19 protein-coding genes are annotated in these 24,946 nt (G+C 56.6%); 13 read left to right on the top strand and 6 right to left on the bottom strand.

What is annotated here, in order from left to right; genetic code table 11:
• Window positions 1–70 precede the first annotated feature (70 nt).
• Both AAFH99_RS08300 and AAFH99_RS08305 read right to left on the bottom strand, forming a co-directional pair.
• On the bottom strand, window positions 71–2,797 hold the full coding sequence (locus tag AAFH99_RS08300) for a TonB-dependent receptor (RefSeq protein WP_406827468.1): 2,727 nt from the start codon (window positions 2,795–2,797) through the stop codon (window positions 71–73).
• A gap of 296 nt (window positions 2,798–3,093) precedes the next feature.
• Window positions 3,094–5,250: a carbohydrate-binding protein gene (locus AAFH99_RS08305; RefSeq protein ID WP_406827469.1), complete on the bottom strand. Its 2,157-nt coding sequence runs from the start codon at window positions 5,248–5,250 to the stop codon at window positions 3,094–3,096.
• 183 nt (window positions 5,251–5,433) lie between these two features.
• On the opposite strand from AAFH99_RS08305, the gene AAFH99_RS08310 reads away from it, so the two are divergent.
• Complete coding sequence (locus AAFH99_RS08310) at window positions 5,434–6,609, top strand: helix-turn-helix domain-containing protein (protein ID WP_406827470.1); 1,176 nt, start codon at window positions 5,434–5,436, stop codon at window positions 6,607–6,609.
• A gap of 25 nt (window positions 6,610–6,634) precedes the next feature.
• Here AAFH99_RS08310 and AAFH99_RS08315 read toward each other — a convergent pair whose 3' ends face one another.
• On the bottom strand, window positions 6,635–8,209 hold the full coding sequence (locus tag AAFH99_RS08315; RefSeq protein ID WP_406827471.1) for an endo-1,4-beta-xylanase: 1,575 nt from the start codon (window positions 8,207–8,209) through the stop codon (window positions 6,635–6,637).
• Between the two features lie 279 nt (window positions 8,210–8,488).
• Here AAFH99_RS08315 and tilS point away from each other — a divergent pair, with 279 nt between their 5' ends.
• The 12 genes from tilS (at window position 8,489) to rpoS (ending at window position 20,875) form a co-directional block, all read left to right on the top strand.
• A complete protein-coding gene (gene tilS, locus AAFH99_RS08320; protein WP_406827472.1) occupies window positions 8,489–9,790 on the top strand; it encodes a tRNA lysidine(34) synthetase TilS in 1,302 nt (433 codons plus the stop codon).
• Window positions 9,791–9,914: 124 nt separating this feature from the next.
• Window positions 9,915–11,543: a CTP synthase gene (locus tag AAFH99_RS08325; RefSeq protein ID WP_043317078.1), complete on the top strand. Its 1,629-nt coding sequence runs from the start codon at window positions 9,915–9,917 to the stop codon at window positions 11,541–11,543.
• A gap of 20 nt (window positions 11,544–11,563) precedes the next feature.
• Window positions 11,564–12,409, top strand: coding sequence for a 3-deoxy-8-phosphooctulonate synthase (gene kdsA, locus AAFH99_RS08330; RefSeq protein WP_043317076.1), 846 nt, complete (start codon window positions 11,564–11,566; stop codon window positions 12,407–12,409).
• 98 nt (window positions 12,410–12,507) lie between these two features.
• Window positions 12,508–13,794, top strand: a complete 1,287-nt coding sequence (gene eno, locus AAFH99_RS08335; protein ID WP_043317074.1) for a phosphopyruvate hydratase — start codon at window positions 12,508–12,510, stop codon at window positions 13,792–13,794.
• A 225-nt stretch (window positions 13,795–14,019) separates the two neighbouring features.
• A complete protein-coding gene (locus tag AAFH99_RS08340) occupies window positions 14,020–14,334 on the top strand; it encodes a septum formation initiator family protein (protein ID WP_043317072.1) in 315 nt (104 codons plus the stop codon).
• Window positions 14,331–15,086 (top strand): 2-C-methyl-D-erythritol 4-phosphate cytidylyltransferase, encoded by a 756-nt coding sequence (gene ispD / locus AAFH99_RS08345; RefSeq protein ID WP_051686983.1) that lies wholly within the window; start codon window positions 14,331–14,333, stop codon window positions 15,084–15,086. The genes AAFH99_RS08340 and ispD overlap by 4 nt, the downstream gene beginning before the upstream one ends.
• Window positions 15,083–15,565 (top strand): 2-C-methyl-D-erythritol 2,4-cyclodiphosphate synthase, encoded by a 483-nt coding sequence (gene ispF, locus AAFH99_RS08350; RefSeq protein WP_406827473.1) that lies wholly within the window; start codon window positions 15,083–15,085, stop codon window positions 15,563–15,565. The genes ispD and ispF overlap by 4 nt, the downstream gene beginning before the upstream one ends.
• Before the next feature lie 5 nt (window positions 15,566–15,570).
• Window positions 15,571–16,563 (top strand): tRNA pseudouridine(13) synthase TruD, encoded by a 993-nt coding sequence (truD, locus tag AAFH99_RS08355; RefSeq protein WP_406829171.1) that lies wholly within the window; start codon window positions 15,571–15,573, stop codon window positions 16,561–16,563.
• Window positions 16,564–16,824: 261 nt separating this feature from the next.
• Window positions 16,825–17,496 carry a protein-L-isoaspartate(D-aspartate) O-methyltransferase gene (locus tag AAFH99_RS08360; RefSeq protein ID WP_197023772.1) on the top strand — a complete coding sequence of 224 codons (672 nt, stop codon included), beginning with the start codon at window positions 16,825–16,827 and terminating at the stop codon, window positions 17,494–17,496.
• The gene (locus tag AAFH99_RS08365) at window positions 17,496–18,497 is read left to right on the top strand and encodes a DUF368 domain-containing protein (protein ID WP_231491577.1); all 1,002 of its coding nucleotides are present in this window, start codon (window positions 17,496–17,498) and stop codon (window positions 18,495–18,497) included. Before AAFH99_RS08360 ends, AAFH99_RS08365 begins: the two co-directional genes overlap by 1 nt.
• Before the next feature lie 740 nt (window positions 18,498–19,237).
• Window positions 19,238–19,540 (top strand): peptidoglycan DD-metalloendopeptidase family protein, encoded by a 303-nt coding sequence (locus tag AAFH99_RS08370; RefSeq protein ID WP_406827474.1) that lies wholly within the window; start codon window positions 19,238–19,240, stop codon window positions 19,538–19,540.
• 273 nt (window positions 19,541–19,813) lie between these two features.
• Complete coding sequence (rpoS, locus tag AAFH99_RS08375) at window positions 19,814–20,875, top strand: RNA polymerase sigma factor RpoS (RefSeq protein WP_043317067.1); 1,062 nt, start codon at window positions 19,814–19,816, stop codon at window positions 20,873–20,875.
• A 110-nt stretch (window positions 20,876–20,985) separates the two neighbouring features.
• On the opposite strand, the gene AAFH99_RS08380 is transcribed toward rpoS, so the two are convergent.
• The 3 genes from AAFH99_RS08380 to AAFH99_RS08390 all read right to left on the bottom strand — a co-directional run bounded on the left by AAFH99_RS08380 (window position 20,986) and on the right by AAFH99_RS08390 (window position 24,916).
• Window positions 20,986–21,330, bottom strand: coding sequence for a YdbL family protein (locus AAFH99_RS08380; RefSeq protein WP_406827476.1), 345 nt, complete (start codon window positions 21,328–21,330; stop codon window positions 20,986–20,988).
• A gap of 51 nt (window positions 21,331–21,381) precedes the next feature.
• Entirely contained in the window at window positions 21,382–21,507 is a 126-nt protein-coding gene (locus tag AAFH99_RS08385) for a YnbE family lipoprotein (RefSeq protein ID WP_406827477.1), read from the bottom strand.
• A 265-nt stretch (window positions 21,508–21,772) separates the two neighbouring features.
• Complete coding sequence (locus tag AAFH99_RS08390) at window positions 21,773–24,916, bottom strand: YdbH domain-containing protein (protein ID WP_406827478.1); 3,144 nt, start codon at window positions 24,914–24,916, stop codon at window positions 21,773–21,775.
• Window positions 24,917–24,946: the final 30 nt, after the last annotated feature.

A 24,946-nucleotide genomic window follows, 5' to 3' on the forward strand; every position in this document is an offset into this window, starting at 1 on the left:
GTGTTAGACAGGCGCGGGGAAAAAGGCCCCCACCATCTGTGGTGAGGGCAAGCGACGATGACGATTGCGGTTAGAAGTTGTAGTTGCCGCGAATACCGTAGAAACGCGGCATGGAAACCGGGCCCTTGATTACGCCGTCGCCACCACCGGCCCAGTAGGTTTCTTTCTGGTCGGTGAGGTTGTAAACAAAGGCTTCTACATTCCACTTGTTGTCCGGTGCTTCCAGCTTGAGGGTACTGTTTACACTGTGGAATGCTGGGCGCACATCGCTGAACGCGTCCGGGGTTTCTGTGGCAAAAACGTCGTAGTGTTTATCCACGTTCTGGAAGGTGTGGTAGGACTTGTCCCGCCAGAAGTAGCTAAGGTGAGGGACAATGGCAAAGCCATTGTTGAAGCGGAAGGTGTGGGTGTAATTCAGCTTGGCGCTGAGTTTTGGTGACGCCGCCAGCTCGTTGCCTTTCAGATTGACCTTCATGGCGTCGTTGTCTGGATTGGTGGCCGCTCCGTGGTCCACTTCGAACAGATCGGTAGCGGCGAAATCCCAGTGATAAATAAAATCGCTGGTGATTTCGGTATCCAGCCAGGTGATGTAACCGTCGAAGCGGCCGTTTTCGATGGGTGCCCAGTCAAACTCCACTTCCAGGCCCTTGATAACGGCGGTGCCGATATTGTCGGTCTGGAATACGGTTTGGGTTTCGGTGGTGATTTCGCCGGTCAGCTCACCGGTGTCATCGGCCCGCTCTTCCACATAGTAGGGGAAGATACCCTTGGCAGAGGCGGCCTGCATATCCTCGTAATCGCTGTAGAACAGGGTGGCCATCACATTCAGGCTGCCATCCAGGTAGGTGCCTTTGCTGCCCAGCTCGTAGGTAGTAACGACTTCAGGGTCGTAAGTATTGCGGTGACGCTCTTTGATGATGCGATCACCGTTGTCGTCGAGGAGATATTCAGCGGTAGCAGGGTCCTGTTCGTATTGCACGAAGACATCGCCGATACCGCCGGATCTGAAGCCGTTGGCGACGTAGCCGAATACCATCAGGTCGTCGTTGATGATGTAATCCAGGCCCAAACGGTAGTTGGTGAAGTCCCAGCTGCCTTTGGTCTGGTTGTCACTGACCGCCGTGTAAATACCGGCGTCGTCGAAGTAGTCCGTGGGCAGCTGATTGAACGCGTCGCGGTCCCAGGCGGGGAAGCAGGCTTCGCCGGTTTGTGGGTTGATGGTATCGCTGTTACAGGCCATGTTGCGGCCGCCCACGTCCTGCTTGGTGTCTTCGGTGTAGCGCACACCCACGGTAGCGTTCAAACGATCGGTGAGCGCATAGGTGCCCTGGGTAAAGAATGCCTGGGACTTGAGGGTACGATTGGGCTGGTTCCAATAATCCGCATTGGCGCCACTGTTGATCCAGCCGCCTTGCATATTGTTGTCTTCTTCAAAGTAGAAGGCGCCGGCAATCCACTGCAGTGGACCGGAGCCGGTGGACTGCAACTGGAGTTCGTGAGATTGGGAGGTAAACGTGGCGTCGCGGAAGAAAATGGACATGTCCCAGCCGGTGATACCGCGATCCTGGTCGGAATGCTGGGAGCGCACCTGCTCTGACCAGCCGGCGTTGTACACCAGCGCGAGTTCTTCGGAGAGATCCCAGCTCAGGTTGGAGCGAATGGATTCAATATTTAGGTCGAGGAAACCGGGCACACTGACGTTGACGGTAAAGTCGTCGGCACCGGGGCCGTACACGCTTTCACAGCCCAGCTGACCGGGTACCGGTGTGGCGGAAATATTGCCGTCTGCATCCAGGTAGTTGCCATCGCCGTCTTTGCGGATACGCTGGGCGGCCATGTCACAATTGAGTGTGTCGGCACCGCCGGCGCTGTCGTCCTGGAATTGCTCATAGGCGAGCATCCACGACAGGGTTTCGCTGGGCTCCCACAGGGCACTCACACGGAAGGCGTATTGGTCAGAGTTGTTGTAGAAGTCGGATGGATCGGCCTTGACCAGTTCCTGGACTTCACCGCTGCCCCAGCGTTCGCGCTGGCGCAGGCTGCGGTCTTCATCGGCGCCGGTGTAGACCGGCGCATTCTGGACTTCTTCCGGCAGGTAGCGCACGTCCCACTGGTTGGGATCGTAGTAGCCGTCCAGGTAGGAATCCCGGGTTTCCTGCATGAACGAGGCGCGTAGGGCGAAGGTCTCGCTCACCGGTAAATTGATCATGCCGCGGGTCTGCTGGTGATTCCAGCGGCCGGCCTCGATGCCGACAGACGCATCGAACTCGTTGAAGTCCGGGCGCTTGGAAATGATATTGACGTTACCCACGGTGGAGTTGCGTCCGAACAGGGTACCCTGGGGGCCGCGCATGGCTTCCACCCGCTCCACATCAAACATCAGCGCCATGGCGCCCTGGGGACGGGGGGAGTAAATACCGTCCAGGTGCAGGCCGACGGAAGGATCGCCCAGCTCGGTGATATTAGTGGAACGCACGCCGCGCATGGCGACCACCGGTGCGGTCTGCGAGGAATCCATGGAGATTTCCATGTTCGGCACCATTTGTGCCATATCCTTGATATTGGTCAGGCCTTCCCGGTCCAGTTTCTCCTGCGAAAAGGCGGTGATGGAAATCGGGGTTTCCATCAGATTGGTCTCCCGTTTGGTGGCCGTCACGACCACTTCTTCCAGGGCGGAAACGTCCTGGCTGCCGACCTGAGTATTCAGTGGCTCCTGTTGCGTATCTTGCTGCGCATAGGCGAAGCCTGAGTTCACCAGCGCTACGGAGAGCGCCAGAGGCTTGTGCAGTCTCTTCATCGGTATTCCTCTCATGTTTATTGTTTTCGGCCGCCAATGTGGGCGACGGAGGAAATTTGCCAAATGCCTTGCGGGCGGGCGTCCGGTTGCGGTTATTCGAACGCAAAATACGGGATTTTTTTGACGTTCGACTATCCTACGTGCACTCGAACGTCGAGTAAATCCCTAAAAATCAATGACTTAGGGGTTTTGGTCACCTTGGGGCTGCGCTGTTTTGGCAGATGAAAGAAGGGCCGCCAGCGTGTGCATTGCGGCCCATCAAGGTGATAGAGAGAAGGGAGACTTGTTAGCGGCGGTTAGTTTTCAAACAGCCATAGCTGATTGTCGCCCCCGTGGTATTCCCACTGCTGAATATTGGCGCCGGCGCTGTTGGACCCGTCCTGTACATCCAGAGATTTCCCGCTCAGCTCGGACAGGATGCGGAACTGGTTGCCAGAGACCGGTTCGACAATCCAGTGCTGGTTGGCGCCACCACCGTATTCCCATTGCTGGATGTTGGCTCCGTTGTCGCTGGAGACACCCTGTACATCCAGGGCCAGGCCGCTATAGCGGCTTTCAATCCGGTAGCTGCCATTGCTGAGGGTGGTGACCTGCCAGCGCTGGCTGCCACCCTGGATCACATTGCCGCCGTTACTGGTGGCATTGCTGGCAACGCCCAGCAATAGGCCGCTCGCCAGGTTGCGGATCTGGTATTCGCCATCGGCAATGTAGCCAGATGGCGGTGGGGTGGGGTCCTCGGGTTCTTCCTCGCCTCCTCCCACTGACAGCTCGAACCAGTTCAGGTTGAACCCGGGGCCTGTGACTTCCAGGCGCAGGGTCTGGGTACCCGCGGTCAGGTTGATGGTGGTGGAAACCGATTGCCAGCTCTGCCAGCCGCCCGTGTCGGGGAGATTGGTATCGGTCACTGGCGTACTGTCGGCCAGAAGTCGCAGCTGCCCGCTATTGGCGGTGCTGGCGATACGGTAAGTCAGTGTGTATTCACCATCCTGCGGAATCTCGACGCGGTAATCCAGCCAGTCGCCGCTATCGGTCCAGCCCGCATTCTGACCACCACCGTTATCCGCGGTATCTTCCAGCTGGATACCCTGCATCGCACAGAAACTTTCTGCCTCGATACGACCTATGGTGTGAGGACTGGTTTCAATGCACTCGGGAGAGGTGGGGCCGCCACCGGAACTGCCACCAGTGCCCGCATGGATCGCATCGTAAAAGCCCTGGTGCCACTGCACATTGCTGGCGCCGTTGCCGATATGGTTCTGGGCGAAGTCGATCATTCCCGAATAGGCATTGGCCGGCGGTGTGCCGCCATGATTGATGTAGTCGACCACGGCGCTGTAGATCGCGTTGGGCTGGATGGTCCACAGAGTGCGGTGGTGACTCATCTTCTTGAAAGACCAGGGAAACTGTCCCGCTATATTCTCCATCGACCAGTCGGTGAGCTGGCGTAGGATGTCATTGGTGTCTTCACCATACTCCCCGAGGATCAATGGCACACCCATGGCGTCGGTGCGCGCCGCGCGCGGATAGAGGTCGGGAATCCAGCCGGCATTGCCGAACACATAGTGATGGGTCTGGTACACCAGGTTGTGGTCCCAGCGGGCGCTGATACCGGTATTGGTCTGGGTGTCAGAGTCTGTCCAGTCAATTTTCTGTATATCCGACCCCCACCAGCTGCCTTCGGCGATGATGGCGTGGTTACTGTCCACTTCGCGGATGGCATCGCGCATGGCGATCAGGGAGGGGAGCAGCTCGTATTCCCGTCCGGCCTGGGGCACCGGCTCGTTGATCAGGTCATAACCCCAGATCACCGGTTCCTCTTTATAGCGGTTGGCGATGTGTCGCCACACCTGGCTGGCAATCTGCACGTTGTTGCCGTCCCAGAATTTGACCGAGTCACGTGGCTGGCCCGCATTGGAATCCATATTGTCACTGTGGTCGCCGGGGTTCTGGTAGCCGGGGGCCGCGTGCATATCCAGCAGCACATAAATGTCGTGGGTGCGGCAGAACTCGATCAGGCGATCGAAATACTGGAAGCCATGGTCCGACAACTGCCCGTTTTCCCAGAAAAGGTTGTAGTGAAAAGGCACCCGCACGGTGTTGAAACCCAGGCTTTTCAGGTCTGCGATTTCCCGTTCGGTCACGTAGTGCATGCGCCACTGGTGTTCGAACTCCTTGGCCTGTGCCATGCTGCCAAAGGTGTCGGCAAGGCTGTTCAGGAACTGGGTGTGGGTCCGGTAGTTGAAGTCACCCATCATCAGGTAACCCTCCCACAACAGCCAGTTGCCGAGATTGATACCGTTTAGGTGGATGGGGTCACCATTACCGTCGACGATCTGGTTGCCATCGGTATGCAGGTACTGGGCTTGAGCGTCTTCTGTGGGGGTGAGCGGGGAGAGGAGAACCAGCAGTGTCAGAACACTGCCCAGTCCACTTGCGGTGTTAAATCTCATCATGCTTTCCTTTATTATCCATTTGATGTTGAGAGAAAAGGGCGATTGAGTCGCCAACTGCACCCTAAGAGGTGGAGACAATCCACGTCGTTCTGACGGCGTAAATTGTATGGCATGTAGCGAGCCGAACCCGTTCGGCTGCCCCACGGGATTCGAACGCCCCGGTTTTACTGGAAAATCATAAAAATGAGCCAGGTCTTGTTTAATTTTCACGATGTGGTACTGCTGATGACGGCTATGCAGTGCCTGTTTTTTGCGGTACTGCTACTGGCCACAAACACCGGTAGGCAGACCAGTACCTATTTCCTCGCCGCCTTTCTGTTTGCGCACGCCTTTATTCCGCTCCACGAACTGGTGCTGTGGGGCGCGGAATTCAAATTTGCGGTGCGCGAGTGGTTGCCGCAGGTCTATTTCCTCGGCGGTTTTGCCTATTACCTGGATGGCATGCTGCTGTTCTTCTGCGTGAAATCCCTGATCTTTCGCGACTTTCAGCTGCGTCCCCGTGACGGGGTGCACCTGGTGCCATTCGCGCTCGCGCTGGTATATATGAGTGCGGTGTTCTTCCGCCTGCCTCTGGAGCAGCGGTTGGAACTGATCAACAGTGAAACCCTGGTGTATGGCTGGCACTACGTATTGGTGGAGTTTTTGTGCAAAGGGCTGCGAGTGGCGTACTGCCTGTGGTCTTTGTGGCTGATCGTCAATTACATCCAGCGCCTGAAAAGTACGCATTCGAATGTGGAACGGGTGGATGTTGCCTGGGTCCGGTTTCTGGTGGCCGGGTTTATGCTGGTGATGTTGGTAGAGGCGTTGCTGAGCGTGGTCAAGATATTCGGCCTGTATCAGCACTACGACCTGGGGGTGTTTGAACGGATCGGGCTGACTGGCTATTACATCGTCTTTATGCTGGTGAACCTGCTGGTATTTACCGGCGTGCGTTATTTTGCCGGTTTCGAATCCGTGCGTGAGCCAGATAAATCGCGCAAGGCGGCCGGTGAACAACAGGTGTGCAACCCGGCGCTGGCGGAGGAGATCGACCGCAAGATGCTTGCTGAAAAATTCTACCTGCAGCCTGATGTGACCATCGATTTACTGGCGGAAAACCTTGGTGTACCGACGCGGGATCTGTCGATGATCCTCAACCGGCACTTCGAGGTGAACTTTTACGAATTCATCAATCGCTACCGCATTCGGGAAGCCATGCGTCTGTTGCGCAGCTCCGATGGTGAAGGCAAAACCATTACCGATATCTATCTCGAGGTCGGTTTTAACAGTAAATCGGTATTCAATACTTTTTTCAAAAAGGCTGCCGGAATGACGCCGTCCCAGTATCGCCGGGCCGACGTCACTCCCGAGACGGCGTGAGGGTGTACACTGCCGGTTTATGGGGCTATTGTCCCGTCAGCGCCTCGGCAACCCCCTCCAGTGCGGGCTTTTCTTCGTAAGGGCCATTGGCGGGGCCGCTGAACAGCAGTGGCCAGTCTTCCACGCCCTGCCAGTTTTCAAAATCCAGTATCCAACTGTCGCCATCCCAGAGACCCCAGACAGAAATCCCCCCTCGCAACGCCGGCGGCACCTCCTCCAGATACGTTTGTACGACGGCCTTGTAGCGGACTTTCTGCAAGGCCGCGACTTCCGGTGTGAACTGGGTGTGCTGCGGGAATGGCGCGGAGGAATAGGGGTTGTTTACCGGTATATCCAATTCAGTGATTTTTACCTTGAGTCCGCGTTCGACGATGGCCTGAAAGGCGCTGCGCAAATGATCGGTGGTGGGCCAGTCGATCTGTATGTGCATCTGCAGGCCGACCCCGTCAATCGGAATGCCGTCCGCCTGCATTTCGTCCAGCATGGTCAGCAGGCAGCTGAACTTGGCGCTGTTGCCTCCGGAAATACTGTAATCGTTGTAATAGAGGTCCGCAGTCGGGTCTGCGCTATCTGCGGCAATAAACGCCTCACTGACGTAGTCCCGCCCCAGCCGCTGGTAAAACAGCGTATCCCGGTAGCAATTGGGCTGGGTCTCATCCAGTACTTCATTTACCACGTCCCAGCTCACCACGCGGCCCGCGAAATGGTCGGCGATGGTGGCCACGTGAGTATTGAGCATGGACCGGAAATCGCCGTTGTAGCTCTTCATCCAGTCGGGTACCTGGTACTCGTGGTGCCAGATGAATGTGTGGCCGTGCACGCTCAGACCATTGGTGAGTGCCCAGTCCACCATCTGATCGGCATCGGTAAAGTCGTAGGTATTTTCCGCCGGGTGCAGAAAATGCATTTTCATGATGTTTTCCGCAGTGATCTGGCTGAAGTGCTGGCGAATGGTGATTTCCTGCTGAGGGATTTTCAGAAAGCTGCGCGCACTGTCACCGGCGGCGACCGCGACACCGATCGGGAAAGACGCCAGGCTGTACAGGTGGTCGGTGGAGCCGCCCGAACTGGACGAGCTACTGGAACTGGACGACCCACTTGAGCTGGATGAGCCACTGGAGCTGGAAGAACCGCCGGAGCTGGATGAACCGCCGGAGCTGGACGAAGAGCTGCTGGATGAACCGCCCGATGACGATCCGCCGTCGCACAGGGCGCCACTCACCGTAGGGGTTTCCGCGAAACCGCCAGAGGTTCCCTGAAAGCCGAAGTCCACCGTCTGTCCAGGCTGCAGGCTGCCGTTCCACGATACATTGCTGGCGGTATAGGGATTGTCGCCCTGGACTTCGGCGTTCCAGGCATTGGTGACACGATTGTCTCCAGAGTACTGCCACTGTACCTGCCAGTTCTGCACTGGGGCGGGGGAATCGTTGGTGACACGCACTTGGGCGACAAAGCCGGATCCCCAGTCGTTGCTGACGCTGTACTCACAGCCCGCAAACGCATTGCCCGCTGCGCTGGTGCAAGCCGCCAGCAACAGTGGCGTAAGCCATCGGGTCCGGTGTTTAGGGCGATGGTGGCCCGGGTGGGGGTGGTTATGCACACATCCTGCTTCTTTATGTATCTGCATCGCTATCCTGTTCTCTTAATATTGTTGATTTCGATGTGACTGCCTGACTGGCTGTGCCCGGGAACGCTGGACACACGCTGTGACGTGTGAATGGTGTGGTCCGGGCCGCCCGCTGTACCGGTTTTGTGCACCAGATCTATAAACGGTCGCCTGCGATAACTTTTCCCGGTAGTCCGGAAGGTACCGGGTAGATGCGGGCAAGGTGTGGTTTGGCCGGGTATACTCGCGGCAAATCCCGTCTGGAATTCGTGTGTGACGCCCCCCACTGAGCAACTGAACGAAATGCTGAGCCGCTCTCTGAAGCGCTATCCTGCTTCGGGCCGGCTGTGGCTGGGCTATTCCGGAGGTCTGGATTCGTCCGTATTGCTGTATCTGTTGGTAGATGCACAGGTGCCGGTGACGGCGGTGTACATTCATCACGGCCTGAGTCCGGAGGCGGGTGCCTGGCAAAATCATTGCCAGGCCGTGGCGGCCCAGTTGGGGGTGCCTTTTGTGGCCCGCCATGTGCAGGTGGATCACGGAGACGGTGGGCTGGAGCAGGGCGCACGGAATGCCCGCTACCGCGCATTTGACCAGTTGATGGGCGCGGGGGATCAGCTTCTGCTGGCACATCACAGTGATGATCAGGCGGAAACCTTTTTATTGCGCCTGTTGCGCGGTGCCGGGGTGCGGGGGTTGGGTGCCATGCCGGAATACCGTGCCTTTGGTGACCGGCGGACGAAGAAGAGCCTGCTGCGACCATTGTTGAAGGCAACTCGATCGGAGCTTGAGTCCTATGCCCGCGACCACAGGTTGACCTGGATCCAGGACGAGAGCAATACAGACCTCGCAATCGACCGGAATTACCTTCGTAACCGGGTGCTTCCCATTATTAGCGAACGCTGGCCAGTTCAAGCTCGTGTGGAGCAGGCCTCGGAAAACCTGCGCGAGGCTGCTGAACTCTTACAGAACCTGGCCAATGAAGACCTGCAGCGGTGTGAATACCGGCAGGAGTTATTTGGTCACAGTGTCGACCTGGGGAGCTTCTCCTCACTCACCGAGGCGCGTCGTAAGAACCTATTGCGGGGCTGGCTGGCACACCTGGGATCCAGAATGCCGGAAGCCTCGCACCTGGTTCAGGCGTTGCAACAGGTTGGGGCGGTCGATGATGCCGCTCCTGAAGTTGTGCTTGGTGAATGGGTACTGCGCCGCTATCGCGATCGCCTGTTCCTTACACCACAATTGCAACCTTTCCATGGTATTGATGGGGGCGAGATCAAGTGGGATGGATCTGGCGAGCTGAACTTGCCGGGGAGCTGGGGCTTGCTGCCAAGCCCGGGCTGGCCAGTGGCAGACTATCGGGTTCGTTTCCGGGTAGGTGGCGAAAGGGCCAAACCGCGAGAACGCCATCACTCCCAGACCCTGAAAAAGCTGCTGCAGGAGTATGGCCTTCCTCCCTGGCTGCGAGATCGGGTGCCGCTGGTCTATCGGGGCGAGACCCTGGTGTCCGTGGGCGATCTTTTCGTCACCGGGGAAGGGCCGCCGCAACCGCCAATCTGGCGGTTTTTAGATTGAGCAGAAACGGCCTTTCTGGTAGTCTGGCGTCCCATCTCAAAGGCACCGGGTTGCGCGAGCTGCGCCCCCAGAGCCAGTCCCGCACGCCCGTACCCGTCGGGCATTCAACTGACCAAGGTTTTGCATGACGCGCTATATATTTGTCACTGGCGGCGTGGTTTCCTCATTGGGGAAAGGTATCGCCTCCGCTTCTCTGGCTGCTATTCTCGAAGCCCGTGGCCTCAAGGTCACCATCCTGAAGCTAGACCCTTATATCAACGTTGACCCGGGCACCATGAGCCCTTTCCAGCACGGCGAGGTCTATGTGACCGAAGATGGCGCCGAGACGGATCTGGACCTGGGCCACTACGAGCGCTTCATCCGCACGCGCATGTCCAAGCGCAACAACTTCACCACCGGCCGTGTATACGAAACCGTGCTGCGCAAAGAGCGCCGCGGTGATTACCTGGGCGGCACCGTACAGGTGATCCCGCACATCACTGACGAGATCAAGCGCCGCGTGATTGAAGGCGGCCGTGATGTGGATGTCGCCATCGTCGAGATTGGTGGCACCGTTGGTGATATCGAATCCCAGCCATTCCTGGAGTCCGTGCGCCAGCTGCGCGTGGAGATGGGGACCAACCGCGCTCTGCTGATGCATCTGAGCTACGTGCCCTATATCGCCACCGCCGGTGAAACCAAAACCAAGCCGACCCAGCACTCGGTGAAAGAGCTGCGCTCCATCGGCCTGCAGCCGGACATTCTGCTATGCCGCTCCGAGCGCGCCATCGACGACGATTCCCGCCGCAAGATTGCGCTGTTCACCAACGTGGAAGAGCGCGCGGTGGTGCCGCTACCCGACGCCAAGACCATTTACGGTGTTCCACGTATGCTGCACGAATACGGTCTGGACGAGATCGTGGTGGAAAAACTCCAGCTGGAAACCGATGCACCGGACCTGTCCGAGTGGGACGAGGTGGTCGACGGCAAGCTGAACCCGCAGCACGAAATCAAGATTGCCATGGTTGGCAAATACATGGAGCTGCTGGACGCGTATAAATCCCTGATCGAATCCCTGGTACACGCCGGCATCAAAAACCGCACCAAGGTCAATATCGACTTTATCAATGCGGAAGATGTGGAGGGCGAGAATGGCCTCGACCTGATCAAAGGCGCCGACGCGATTCTGGTGCCGGGCGGCTTCGGTGAGCGCGGCCTGGAAGGCAAGCTGGAATCCGTGCGTTACGCCCGTGAAAACAATGTGCCTTTCCTCGGTATCTGCCTGGGCCTGCAGTCCGTTGTGATCGAATATGCGCGCAACGTACTGAATTTGGAAGGCGCCAATAGTACCGAGTTTGACGCCAAGAGCCCGCACCCGGTGATCGGTCTGATTACCGAGTGGATCGACAGCGAAGGCAATATCGAGAAGCGTGACGAAAAATCTGACCTTGGCGGTACCATGCGCCTCGGTGGCCAGGAATGCCGCCTGGCCAAAGACTCTAAAGCCCGTGAAATTTACGGCAAAGACGTGATCGTAGAGCGCCACCGCCATCGCTACGAAGTGAACAACAATTACGTCGACCGCCTGCAGAAAGCCGGCCTGAAAATCGGTGGCTGGTCCGCCGACGACACCCTGGTGGAAATGGTCGAACTGCCGGAGCACAACTGGTTTGTCGCCTGTCAGTTCCACCCGGAATTCACTTCCACCCCGCGCGATGGCCACCCGCTGTTCGAAAGCTTTGTCGCCGCTGCGCTTAAGCACAAGCGGGTCTAAGGAAGCAGGCAGAATACGATATGAAGACAATTGCTGTGGGCAACCTGCAGGTTGCCAACGACAAGCCGTTCACCCTGTTTGGCGGCATGAACGTACTGGAATCCCGCGATATGGCCATGAAAGTGGCCGAGCACTACGTCAATGTGACGGACAAACTGGGAATCCCTTACGTATTTAAAGCCTCGTTTGACAAGGCCAACCGCTCTTCCATCCACAGCTACCGTGGCCCGGGGATGGAAGAGGGGCTGAAGATTTTTGAAGAGATCAAAAAGACCTTTGGCGTACCGCTGATCACTGACGTGCACGAGCCACACCAGGCCGCACCCGTTGCCGAGATCGTAGACGTAATACAGCTGCCCGCGTTCCTCGCCCGCCAGACCGACCTGGTTTCCGCCATGGCCGCTACCGGTGCGGTGATCAACGTGAAAAAACCGCAGTTTATGAGCCCACCGCAAATCAAGAATGTGGTGGAAAAGTTCGCGGAAGGCGGTAACGAAAATATCATCTTGTGCGAGCGGGGTGCCTGCTTTGGCTACGACAACCTCGTCGTCGACATGCTCGGCTTCCGTACCATGATCGACTCCACCGGTGGTGCCCCGCTGATCTTTGACGTGACCCATTCGCTGCAGATGCGCGACCCGGGTGGCGCCGCCTCCGGCGGCCGCCGCGCCCAGGTCACGGAACTGGGCCGCGCGGGCCTCGCCATCGGCATCGCCGGTCTGTTCCTCGAGGCGCACCCGAACCCGAATAAAGCCCTGTGCGATGGCCCCAGCGCCTTGCCGCTGGAAAAGCTGGAACCGTTCCTGGCACAAATGAAGGCCGTGGACGACCTGGTGAAAAACTTCGAGCCGCTGGATACGAAGTAAAGACTGAATAACTAGAAAGAGCGGCCCAGAGAAGGCGGTCGCCAACCCCAAACCTCACAGATCAATAAATTCCGACTAACAAGGAGCCCGTTGTAAACATGAGCAAAATTGTTGCTGTTAAAGCTTTTGAAGTATTGGATTCTCGCGGTAACCCCACCGTAAACGCCGACGTGATTCTGGAATGCGGCGCGGTAGGATCCGCCTGCGCACCGTCCGGCGCCTCCACCGGCTCCCGCGAAGCGCTGGAACTGCGCGACGGCGACAAAAGCCGTTACCTGGGTAAAGGCGTACTGAAAGCGGTTGAAAACATCAACGGCGAAATCGCCAGCCTCCTGGTAGGCAAAGACGCCACCGACCAGCGCGCCCTCGACCAGGCCATGATCGACGCCGACGGTACCGAAAACAAGTCCAAGCTGGGTGCCAACGCCATCCTCGCCGTCTCCCTGGCTGCCGCCAAAGCCGCCGCCATCTCCAAGGGCATCCCCCTGTATCAGCACATTGCGGAAATCAACGGCACCGCCGGCGAATACACCCTGCCGGTACCCATGATGAACATCATCAATGGTGGTGAGCACGCCGACAACAATGTCGACATCCAGGAATTCATGATTCAGCCGGTGAAAGCCAAAACCTTCGCCGAAGCCCTGCGCCAGGGTGCCGAGATTTTCCACGCCCTGAAAAAAGTACTGTCCTCCCAGGGCCTGAACACCGCCGTAGGCGACGAAGGTGGCTTCGCTCCCAACCTACCGTCCAACGAAGGTGCACTGAAAGTCATCGCCGAAGCCGTTGAAGCCGCAGGCTACAAACTGGGTGACGACATCACCCTCGCCCTCGACTGCGCCTCTTCCGAATTCTACAAAGACGGCAAGTACAACCTGTCTGGTGAAGGCAAAGAATTCGACAGCGAAGGCTTCGCCTCCTACCTGCAGGAGCTGTCCGAAAACTACCCGATCATCTCCATCGAGGACGGCATGGACGAAAGCGACTGGGACGGCTGGAAAATCCTCACCGACAAAATTGGCGAGAAAGTACAGCTGGTTGGCGACGACCTGTTCGTAACCAACACCAAGATCCTGAAAGAAGGTATCGAAAAAGGCGTGGGTAACTCTATCCTGATCAAGTTCAACCAGATCGGCTCTTTGTCCGAAACCCTGGACGCGATCAAAATGGCCAAAGACGCCGGCTTCACCGCGGTAATCTCCCACCGCTCCGGTGAAACCGAAGACACCACCATCGCCGACCTGGCCGTTGCCACCGCTGCTGGCCAGATCAAAACCGGCTCTCTGTGCCGCTCCGACCGCGTAGCCAAGTACAACCGTCTGCTGCGCATCGAAGCCGAGCTGGAAGGCAAGGCGCCTTACCGCGGCATCGCTGAGTTCAAGTAATTCAGTAAGCCCGGTAAACTGGCTGGAACTCGTATCAGAGCATAGCGCTCTGATGCGAAGGCTGCGACGCCGGTAGTGGTTCGCTAGACCTTCACCGCCATGGATGGCGGTGCAGAGCCCCCATGGATGGGTTCACGGCGTGTCTAGCGAACCACTACCGGCGGCGGAGCCGCCACGGACCTACAACCGTGCGAACCGCGAAACGCCAGATAGAGAACAAAACAAATGAAATGGCTGCTGGCAATCCTCACAGTAATGCTGCTGGTCACCCAATATCGATTTTGGGTGGGCGAGGGCAGTTTTGCGGATGTGACCAGACTCGAACGGCAGCTTGAAGAACAGCAGCAGAAAAACGCTGCACTGGAGCGGGAAAACCGCCACCTCCTGCGGGAAGTCCGCAGCCTCAAAGAAGGCACCGACGGCGTCGAAGCCAAAGCCCGCTACGACCTCGGCCTCATCAAAGAAGGCGAAACCCTGTTTATTTTTCTCGACCAGGATAAGCACAAAAATCCTGCGCAGTCACAACGGGAAAAAGAATGACCACCGCCAGCAACCCAGCTGAAACAAATTACTGGGTCATCGTCCCCGCCGCCGGTTCCGGCAAGCGTATGGGCGCCAAAAAGCCCAAACAGTACCTGCCATTGAGCGGCAAACCCCTCATCGCCCACACCCTGGAAAATGTCCTCCAATGGCCGGGTATGAAAGGCATCGTCGTCGCTATCGCCGCCGACGACACAGAATTCAAAACACTGAACTGCGCACAAGATCCAAGAATCCAGACCGTCACTGGCGGCGCTGAACGCGCAGACTCCGTACTCGCCGCCCTCAAATTTCTGAGTGAGCACCAACCCGCGGAAACTCCGGTATTAGTCCACGACGCCGCCAGGCCGTTAGTAAGCACTGACGATATTCAGCAACTCCTCGCCGCGTCCCCCATGGCCCTGCTCGCGCAACCCGCCAGCGATACCGTAAAACAGGCCACACAAAGCGAAGGAAAAAGTCGGGTCCGGCAAACCCTGCCCAGAGCCCAGATCTGGCTCGCGCAGACACCACAAAAAGCACCGCTGGGTGTGCTGCTGGAATGCCTTCAGCATGGCCTGCAGGAAAACCCAAACGCGATCACCGATGAAGCCAGCGCACTGGAATTGGCAGGCCACGCCCCTGAACTGGTAGCCGCCTGCCGCAGTAATTTTAAAGTTACCCATCCCGCCGACCTTATTCTGGCGGAGGCCCTGTTACGACACCGACAGCAACACAGGGCGGTTGAACCTACCTCTGGAAATACACTATGAGCCTCAGAATTGGCCAGGGCATCGACGTACACGCCTTCGGCCCCGGTGGTCACGTCGTCCTCGGCGGTGTCACCATCTCGCATGATAAGGGCCTCGTCGCCCACTCCGACGGCGATGTCCTGTTACACGCCCTCGCAGATGCCCTGCTCGGCGCGCTGGCGCTGGGCGATATCGGCAAACATTTTCCGGATACTGACGACGCCTACTCCGGTGCCGACAGCCGCGTGCTGTTGCGTCATGTGGTGGGGCTGATTCACCAGAAGGGTTATCGGCTGGTCAATGCGGACGCAACTCTGATCGCCCAGGCCCCGAAAATGGCCCCCCATATTGACGCCATGCGTGCAAACATCGCCGATGATTGCCAGGTGAGCGCCGATGCCATCAGCGTCAAGGCCACCACCAGCGAGAAGCTGGGATTCACCGGTCGAAACGAAGGTATCGCCGCACAGGCGGTCGTACTGCTGGAAACGCTGTCGTGACAGAATTGCCACAAAGCTGGGACCTGAACTGGCCCCGCGCCCTCGGCGGCGCGGCGATTCAGGCTGACTTCCGTACCGAGCCCGAAGACTTCGTGGTGGACGAACTCGCCGCCCCTGAGGCCGGAGAGGGCGAACATGTCTATCTGCATATCCGCAAACGCGGGGCTAATACCGGCTATGTCGCGCAACAGCTCGCGCAAATAGCGGGTGTTCAGAGTAATGATGTGGGCTTTTTCGGCCTCAAGGATCGCCATGCCGTCACCACCCAGTGGTTCAGTGTATGGCTGGCACAAAAGCCGGAACCGGACTGGAAGACGCTGGATAACGAAGAGTTTCAGGTGCTGAGTTACTTTCGCGGTGCCCGCAAACTGCGCCGCGGCGAGCACCTGGGAAACCGATTCCAGATTCGCCTGCGCAATATCACCGGGGACACCGCGGCCGCGGAACAGGTGTTACACCAGATTCCCAATGGTGTGCCCAACTATTTTGGCGAACAGCGCTTTGGCCACAGCGGCGGTAATCTGGACCTGGTAGAAAAGGCGGTTGCCGATCAGCAGGCCGGCCAGCGCCGGCGTATGCCGCGCAATCAGAAGGCCTTTGCACTGTCTGCCGCCCGTAGCTGGCTGTTCAATCAGGTGTTGGCTGCCAGAATCGGGCGGGACAACTGGTTGGCGTCCATTGATGGTGAGCCGGAGGCTAATCCCAGTGGCCCACTGTGGGGGCGGGGACGGAACGCGGCTACCGGTGAGCAACTGGTTCTGGAAGATGGCGCCATGGCGCCTTGGAAACCGTGGCAGGATTGGCTGGAACACGGTGGCCTAAGCCAGGAGCGGCGTCCGCTGGTGCTGGTGCCTCAGGGGTTCGCCTGGGAGTGGCAGGAACAGGAGGGGCGAAAGGATCTGTTGCTCTCCTTCGCATTACCACCGGGGACTTTCGCCACCGCACTGTTGCGCGAAGTGGCGGAACTGGCCAATCAAGCCGCCGCCGCAATAAAATAAACGGACACGCCTAAAATCTACTGCGCGTGCGCCTGGCGGCGTCCGGCGGTGCTCAGAATGCTCATGTACTAAAGTACACTGCGCTTCCTCTGCGCCGGCGGCCACCACCAGCCACCCGCTCGCTACGATTTTAGAAGTGTCCTTACGAATATAGAAACGACAACAAAAGTGACCGGGTGTGGAAAGCCATTCACCGGTCAATCGCCGGATAAAGCAGTATTGGGGGCCGGTGATCCGCTTGTAGGGAGACTTTCAGTCCTAATGGATCGATTCAGACACGAAGGCCTGGGCATGACGTCCCAGCGTACCCGCAACCGCCTGATTCAGCGCCTGCGCGATGAAGGTATCAGCAGCGAGGACGTGCTGGATGTGATGGCATCCACACCTCGCCACCTGTTTCTGGACGAAGCCCTGGCCATTCGCGCCTATGAAGATACCGCGTTGCCCATTGGGTACGGCCAGACCATTTCCCAACCCTATATCGTCGCTCGCATGACCGAGTTATTGATAAGCCGCGCTCCGTCGAGGGCTCGGGTATTGGAGGTGGGTGCCGGATCCGGCTACCAGACTGCCATTCTCGCGCGCCTGGTCGATAAACTGTATTCCGTAGAGCGGGTCGAACCACTGTTGATTAAAGCGCGCCAGCGTATGCGAGAACTCGGGATCTTCAATGTGGAGATGCGACTGAGTAATGGTGGCTTTGGGTGGCCGGAGCAGGGCCCCTATGATGCCATTCTGTGTGCGGCGGCCCCCGCCAGCATTCCCGATGAACTGCGTGAGCAACTTGCCCCTGGGGGCGTACTGGTGATGCCCGTAGGGAGCGAAAGCCAATATCTCACCATTGTTACCCGCCGCGAAGAAGAAAACCGCTATGACGTTGAAAAGGCGGAGCCAGTGCGTTTTGTCCCTCTGTTGAGTGGAGTGGTACGTTGATGACTGAGGATGCCCGGGAAATGAAATCCGCCGCCGATGCTCGGCACCGCAGGTCAGTCTGGCGCAGCCGCTACTGGGGCGTCGGGGCACGAGGCCTCGCGATGGGGGCTGCGGATGTAGTACCCGGGGTGTCGGGTGGAACCATCGCCTTTATTACGGGTATTTACCAAGAATTGCTCGGCAGCCTGAGTAAGATTGGCCCCCATACCCTGGTGACACTGTATAAAGAAGGGGTTGCCGCAACCTGGCGGCAGATCAATGGCAGCTTTTTGCTGGCGCTGTTCGGGGGTGTCCTGATCAGTATCTTCAGCCTCGCCAAGCTGATCAGTTATCTGTTGGATAATTACCCAATCCTTGTGTGGGGGTTCTTTTTTGGCCTGATTCTCGCGTCCACTGTTCCCATTGCACGCCGGGTAGCTGAGTGGCGCTGGTCCAGCTGGGTCGCCCTGGTCGCCGGGGTTGCTCTCGCGATTCTGGTGAGTGAAATGCGACCCACCGCAATCGCGGCTACTCCATATACGCTCTTCTTCTCCGGAGCGTTAGCCATTTGCGCCATGATCCTGCCCGGTATCTCCGGTTCCTTTATTTTGTTGATGATCGGGATTTATCCCCAGGTCATTACTGCGGTACACCAGTTTCAGGTCAGTGCGCTAGTCTGGTTCGCCGCCGGCGCTGGTTGTGGGTTGCTGTTGTTCAGTCGCCTGCTGTCCTGGCTAATGTACCGATTCCCCTCCGTTACCCTGTCGTTTCTTGTGGGAGTGTTGCTGGGCAGCCTGAAAATTGTATGGCCCTGGAAACTGGCGGATAGTGTCACGGGAGGCCTCAGCAACGCTAAACTGGCGCCGACCCTATCCAACGTTCTCCCCTGGGACTTTGCTGTGGCCAGTGGGCAGCCGTCTTACCTGGTCGGTAGCGCCCTGGCTGCGCTTGCAGCAGTGGCACTCGTATTATCGATTGAGTGGATCAACCATCACTACGTAGGAAAAGACTTACAAGGTTGAATGGCAATTTCTTACTGCGCATACAGCCGCAGATTACAGGGAATTGCCACCGGACTTCAGGGTCAAAATAGCGGGAAGTTGGCAGAGATCGCCAATTATTCGGTGATCCGGAAAAAGGCAGATTTAATGGCCGTCAACAGACGAGGAAATAGCAGTTTTCTTTAGACACTTTTTCCATAAATGCCCACCTTTGATGTAAAAAGAGAATAATGAAACGGCGCAATATTCGACAATTTGGACACCGGTTTTTCTCTTTGTGCGGAAGAATTTTGCGCCTTTGTCCGTTTTTTCAGGGGGCCAAGCTGCCCTTGCTTTGCGCTACCCTTTTGATCGTTTCCTGCGCCAGTAACCTGGCTCCCACGTCATCTCTCAACCAGCCACCTAGCCAGAAGATTCAGCACCATACGGTGAGTAAAGGCGAGACCCTTTATTCCATTGCGTGGAGATATGGTAAAGATTTCAAGGACTTAGCGGCCATTAATCGTATTTCCTCGCCTTACCGGATTTTCCCGGGGCAACGCCTGGTTCTGACTGGGCGGGTACCTGCACCGGTAAGCAGGCCGCCAGTAAGACAAGCGCAAGTACCGAAGAAAGTCACGCGCAAGACTGTGGTCGCCCCTCCCAAAGCACCGCCCAAGGTTGTCAAGAAATCGTCAATTTCGGACAGAAACAAATTTGACATAAAGTGGCAGTGGCCGGTACGAGGGCGAATACTGTCCCGCTACCAGGCCAACAACCCCTTGCGAAAGGGTGTTGATATCGCCGGGAAAAAGGGGGAATCTGTTCAGGCAGCAGCGGATGGCACAGTGATTTACGCCGGAAGCGCACTGAGAGGTTACGGCAAGCTTTTGATCATCAAGCACAGCGAGGAGTTCCTCAGTGCTTACGCCCACAACGACAAGTTACTTGTTGGCGAGGGAGCGAAAATCAAAGCGGGGCAACGGATAGCGGAACTGGGTTCGAGTGGTACCGACCGCGATATGCTCCACTTCGAGATTCGCAAGAATGGTCAGCCGGTAGATCCACTGGTTTATTTACCATGATCTCCCGTGCTTACTGTCCTGCTTGGTCGGTGCATTGAGCTCCCTGTCTTTACGCTGTTGTGTAATAAAAATGGACTTTTATTTATAACCACTTGAGGTAGTCACCGGGATCGGCAGTAACTGCCCTGCAGTGACCCTACTTACCGACAGGTTGCCAACGAGGGTAACGTCGGTGAGTTGCCGGGAACGGAGGCTGTCGCACAGACAGCGACCGATTCAGCAATCGCGCGTTGTCATGCGGCTGATACAGGCAAAGTACAAGGAGTTGGGGAAATGGAAGCACAACGTCACGATCACCTGGACATTGGTGCAAGAGCGGAACTATCACCCGAAGCAATGGATCAGGAAGAATCCATTAAGGAAAGTAAAACAAGCCGTGGCCGGAGCAAAGCGGCAAAAAAAAGCTCTGAAACAATCTCACCGAAAACATCAACAACAGCAAAAAGCGCCTCGCAGAAAACACCCTCCCGAAAGCTCGAAGATTCTCATGGACAGAAGAATCTGGATGCTACCCAGCTGTATCTCAATGAAATTGGTTTTTCCCCTCTGCTCACCGCAGAAGAGGAAGTCTACTACGCACGTAAAGCCCTGCGTGGTGACGCGGCTGCGCGCAAGCGTATGATCGAAAGTAACCTGCGATTGGTTGTGAAGATCGCACGCCGCTATGTCAGCCGTGGCCTGGCGCTATTGGACCTGATTGAAGAAGGTAACCTTGGCCTTATTCGCGCAGTTGAGAAATTCGACCCCGAGCGTGGATTCCGCTTTTCTACATACGCCACCTGGTGGATTCGTCAGACCATTGAGCGCGCGATCATGAATCAAACGCGGACTATCCGTCTGCCCATTCATGTGGTTAAAGAGCTCAATGTGTATTTGCGCGCGTCCCGCGAGCTGGCCCAGAAGCTGGATCACGAGCCGACAGCAGAAGAAATTGCCAATCTGCTTGAAAAACCGGTCGAAGATGTTGAGCGGATGCTTGGCCTGAATGAGCGCGTTACTTCGGTAGACACCCCTATCGGGCCGTCGTCGGAAAAAACGCTGGTAGATACTATTCCGGACCAACAGGAGTCTGACCCCGCAGAACTGCTGCAGGACTCAGATCTGTTCGACAGCATTAACCGTTGGTTGGGGGAGCTGCCCGACAAGCAGTGCGAGGTGGTATCCCGTCGCTTCGGTCTGCGTGGTTACGAAGCCAGCACTCTCGAAGAAGTAGGGCGTGAGATTGGCCTCACCCGCGAACGTGTACGTCAGATTCAGGTAGATGCACTGAAGCGCCTGCGTGAAGTGATGGAAAGCCAAGGGTTGGATGGCATGTCACTCTTTGCCAATCTGTAATGGCCTGACGAGACAATCAAGTAACCCCATAAAAAACCCGCAAACGAGCAGTTTGCGGGTTTTTTTAATGTGCAACTTTCCTGGGATAGGACAGGAACATCGAAAGGGGCCTACTTCTGTTTCCAGCGGCCCAGATTATCCTGATAATACTCCCCTCTAGAAAGGCGGGCTTCCAGCTTCTCGGCTGCGCGAGCGGCGACCTGGCTGATATCTATATTGTTGCGCTTGGCGATCGCAGCATACTCCTGCTTGCGCTTGTTGTTCACTTCTGCGACCAGTTTTTCAACTTCAGGGGTGCTGTCTTGCACGACAGCGATATAACCGCTGTTTGCTTCACCAACTAAGCCTTTAGATTGCGCTTCTTTCAGCGAAAGCGCACTGGCGGGCAGAGCGATAAGCAGGGCCAGGCCAAGCAGGCCGTTTATCAGTTTCTTCATGGATGGGTATCTGGACATTGTTTCAATTCCTTCTCTCATTCGATGCGGGGGATTCTGAAGCCTTGGACGTTAGAAAATCCCTTCCTTATCTTCAAACAGATCATCGAGTTCCTTGTCTACCCGCACTCGGATTTCATGCTCGATCTTTACGTTCAGGTTAACGGTAATCGGCTCGCTGGGCGCTTGAACCGCCACCGTAGGTGTACAAGCGGCTGTAACCACCCCCCCGAACGATAGCATCACGCACACGGTAAGCCTCTTGAATATTCCCGATTGCTTCACTGATGAACTCCTGTGTCTCTCAGGTTATGGGTTGCCAGGCCTCTTGTAGCGCAAATCGGCCCGAACCGAGTCACCTGGGAGCAGTTGATGATCACTATAGATACTGTCTGATTAACCGCACCTGAACAGGCTCATTCAGGCTCTTACACCGGCGCAGTATACGTCTAATACCCAGAATTTATTGTACCTGTCGCTCAAGCACGTCGGTGAGATCTCGGCTCGCCTGAAGTGACCGAAGCATCGAAGGGACGTTGTTTTCCAGGTTCAGGTTGATAATCAGATCCCGATTGGCGTCGATGGCCTTACTGTGCCCTGTGAGCTTCAGATTCAGCTTCAGGTCACCGCTCAATGGGTAGTTAATGGTGCCATGAATGTCGCGATAATTGTAATCTTCCAGCGCCCCTGCGAGGAGCTTGAGCTGCGGGTTACTGCCCAGCATGGAGGGTGAAAAAGCGCCATAATAGCGCAGGCGCCCACCAGGTGGGCGTGATTGTACAGAGCCTTTCTCGACGGTGATGCCTTGTGCGTCTGTGGTGATAGGAATAGTCGCATCAAGCAGGCCGCTGGCTGCAAAATGAGTGGATTCCATTTCACGGGCAAGTGCCCCGATAGCCAATCCGGTGAACTGAAGGTTGGAGTGTCGTTCCTCACCGTGAATATTCCACACCAGGCTATTTGACGTAAGTGCACCTTCGAGTAATTCCGCGGAGAAATTCCCCAGTGTCAAATCACCATTTTTCGCCAGCGAAAACTGAAAGTTTATGTTTTGTAGGGAGATCCCCGCATCTATCTGATCGATAGAAACCGGGGAGGGGGCCGCAGTGACCCATTGCGTATTCAGCGGGGTCAGGGCTATGTGGCCGTTTATCCCTATGGCAAAGCTACTGTTGTACTGGAGTGCGGTATTCAACCATTGAACACTGAGGTGATCACTCCCAGATACGGGCCAATGCAGTACGCCATTGGCCTTGATGGCCCCCTCCACAAGATCTACAGGTAACCCCTTTATCGCGCTGGCTAGTGTGCGCTTTGGTGAAAATTCGCTCCTTGGAACAGTAATTTCCAGACTGCCAGTGCCACCTTTCAGGTTGTGCCTCCAGGAAGACTCTATTGCCAATGGGCCTGCGGTGATTGTGCTGGTACCAGAAACAAGTTCATTGCGAAGCACCAGCTTCCCACTAGCTGTGAAGTCACTCTGGTACTGATTTAGGGCGTGGATACTCAGGTTTTCACTGCGAAAACCGGTTTCGGCGTTGAAGGGATGTGGGTGGTCGCGATGGTGAGTCAGCGATAGATCATCAAAAAATACAACCCCCTGCATGCGATTATCGTCAATTTGCAGAGGTGACAGGCTCACGGCTACCTGTGGGGCTGTGCACACCGTCAGTCCGTCTCTCAGCTCGCAATTGGCCTTCGGGACGAACAGTTCTGGATTCTCCACGGTAAGTGCATCAGATTTGAAGCTATGTGCGGTGAGGTTAAGTGTGTCGAGTGCAAACTTTAGGGGATGAGCGTCAGTTGAGCGGAGGGCCAGCTTTTCAACGGATATATCCGCCCTGGTTACACTGGCCTGCGCGTCGCGTAGCGTCAGCTCTTGGAGGTTGGCTTCCATCCTGAGAGAGCAATTTAACTGAGGGAGCTGGGTACATTCAATATTGGACAGCTGACCGTTGAGGTTCGCTGGGTTGGAAGAAGCCTCGGTAAAGCGAGCTTGCTGCGCACGCACAGAAATTGTTGGTGCCTTAAGGTCCAGTGGCCCCGGCAGCTTGGCGGCGGCAAGCTCCAGGGTGCCTTTACTTGAAGCCTGTACCCAGGCGCTTTCCCACTGGATTGCCTGCAGCGGATCGGCGTTCTCCGGGAATTCAAGCTGTACGGTGACGCTGTCTTTCAGTTTCACTTCGGCGATAAAGCTTTCAATCGATATGTCATCTGTCTGGGTCACCAGTGTTTTGATTCCTGGCAGGTAAAAACTGCCTAGGATGTCGATCGAACCCTGGGCGTGTGAAATCGGTAGTATATTGCCGACCGCTTGCCATTTTTCTGCACCCAGGAGCTGAAAGAGTTCGCTAAGTTGAGTGTTTCCTGCAAAGCCGACCCGCGAGACTCTTTCCACCGTATCGAAAGTGAAAGTACCGTCGAACAGGGGAGATAGAGTTCCGGCCGGGTTGGAGTTGAGGGAGGTGCGAAGTCGGGCTTTTCCGTCAATTGAAGCGGCCGATAGCGGAAAAAGAGAGTGCAGTTTTACTTTAATCGGACTACTGGTCGAAAAAAACATACTGGCTGATTGGCCCAGTACGTCACTTGGTAGGTCCAGTGCAAATCCATCAGATCGGGCGGATACTTGCACCTGGGTGAGATCAGAGATGCCGGAGGGGTGGTCGGGAAGCACTCCCGTTAGCGCAAGAGTGAGTTTCCCTTTCATTGAATCCGGTTGCGGGAGCCAGCCGGTCAGGGCCTCACTTTGAAAACCAGTGTTCTTTATGAGCTCTGGTATTCGTTGAGTATCAACCTTCAGATCGGTCGTTACTTGCCACCTTTCGCTCGCACTAGTCGGCGTCAGGCTGGTGCTTGTCATTGCAACCGAATGTCCGTTCTCTCGAATATCCAGTGAAAACACGATTGATGCGTTGTCGCTTCGGGCGTGGATATCCAGTGTGCACCGGTCGCAGTGGGTACTGCGCAACTTTGCGGTCAGCTCGCCAGGGCTAGGCTGCTCTATCGAAAGGGCAAAAGGGGCGGCCAGTACAGCTGGCCAGTGAATTTCCGGAAGTGAGAGCTTGTGGAGTGGAAAACCGCGTAAGTGTTTCAGAATCTCGGTAATCGAGCGCTGAGCATACTCTTCGCCGTTAATTGCCTCGATAGCGTCCGTGGGTTGCGTGCTTGTATCACCCTCAATACCGGAGCGCGGTGCAGAACTATCATTATTGTCTCTATCGCTACCCTTGCTGCTTCGTCGAGAAGTGTTCGCGGTGTCAACGGATACCTGCGCGGCGGATAGCTGGGATCTTGCAGCCGCCCCACGGGCACCTGGTTTGACGAGTGCGCCCATCAGCGAGGACAGGTCAGTGATGCGGGCGTCTTGCACTCTGATGGAATATTGGTCGTTTGATGTTAGCTTGAGGTGCTCAATATCTGCACGAATTCCCCCCTCGGACCGGACCAGGGTAAAGCCGTGAAGCTCCGTCAGAGTTACACCATTCAGTTGGCTGTTTACCAGCTTGGGGACCCAGATATAACGTGTGACCCAGATAGTGGCCCCAAGCAAAGCCAGAACGACCGCGGAAATTGCGGTAAAGACGATAAAACGGGACGCAAGACGCACAAATACCTCGGTTGACCGGCATGTCTAATA

The organism is Microbulbifer sp. ARAS458-1, assembly GCF_045348205.1.
GTDB lineage: Bacteria > Pseudomonadota > Gammaproteobacteria > Pseudomonadales > Cellvibrionaceae > Microbulbifer.

Bases quoted from the DNA above. Each gene is read 5' to 3' on its own strand.
- AAFH99_RS08300 (WP_406827468.1), bottom strand. From the start codon at position 2,797: ATGAAGAGACTGCACAAGCCTCTGGCGCTCTCCGTAGCGCTGGTGAAC.
- AAFH99_RS08305 (WP_406827469.1), bottom strand. From the start codon at position 5,250: ATGATGAGATTTAACACCGCAAGTGGACTGGGCAGTGTTCTGACACTG.
- AAFH99_RS08310 (WP_406827470.1), top strand. From the start codon at position 5,434: ATGAGCCAGGTCTTGTTTAATTTTCACGATGTGGTACTGCTGATGACG.
- AAFH99_RS08325 (WP_043317078.1), top strand. From the start codon at position 9,915: ATGACGCGCTATATATTTGTCACTGGCGGCGTGGTTTCCTCATTGGGG.
- kdsA (WP_043317076.1), top strand. From the start codon at position 11,564: ATGAAGACAATTGCTGTGGGCAACCTGCAGGTTGCCAACGACAAGCCG.
- eno (WP_043317074.1), top strand. From the start codon at position 12,508: ATGAGCAAAATTGTTGCTGTTAAAGCTTTTGAAGTATTGGATTCTCGC.
- AAFH99_RS08340 (WP_043317072.1), top strand. From the start codon at position 14,020: ATGAAATGGCTGCTGGCAATCCTCACAGTAATGCTGCTGGTCACCCAA.
- ispD (WP_051686983.1), top strand. From the start codon at position 14,331: ATGACCACCGCCAGCAACCCAGCTGAAACAAATTACTGGGTCATCGTC.
- ispF (WP_406827473.1), top strand. From the start codon at position 15,083: ATGAGCCTCAGAATTGGCCAGGGCATCGACGTACACGCCTTCGGCCCC.
- AAFH99_RS08360 (WP_197023772.1), top strand. From the start codon at position 16,825: ATGGATCGATTCAGACACGAAGGCCTGGGCATGACGTCCCAGCGTACC.
- AAFH99_RS08365 (WP_231491577.1), top strand. From the start codon at position 17,496: ATGACTGAGGATGCCCGGGAAATGAAATCCGCCGCCGATGCTCGGCAC.
- rpoS (WP_043317067.1), top strand. From the start codon at position 19,814: ATGGAAGCACAACGTCACGATCACCTGGACATTGGTGCAAGAGCGGAA.
- AAFH99_RS08380 (WP_406827476.1), bottom strand. From the start codon at position 21,330: ATGTCCAGATACCCATCCATGAAGAAACTGATAAACGGCCTGCTTGGC.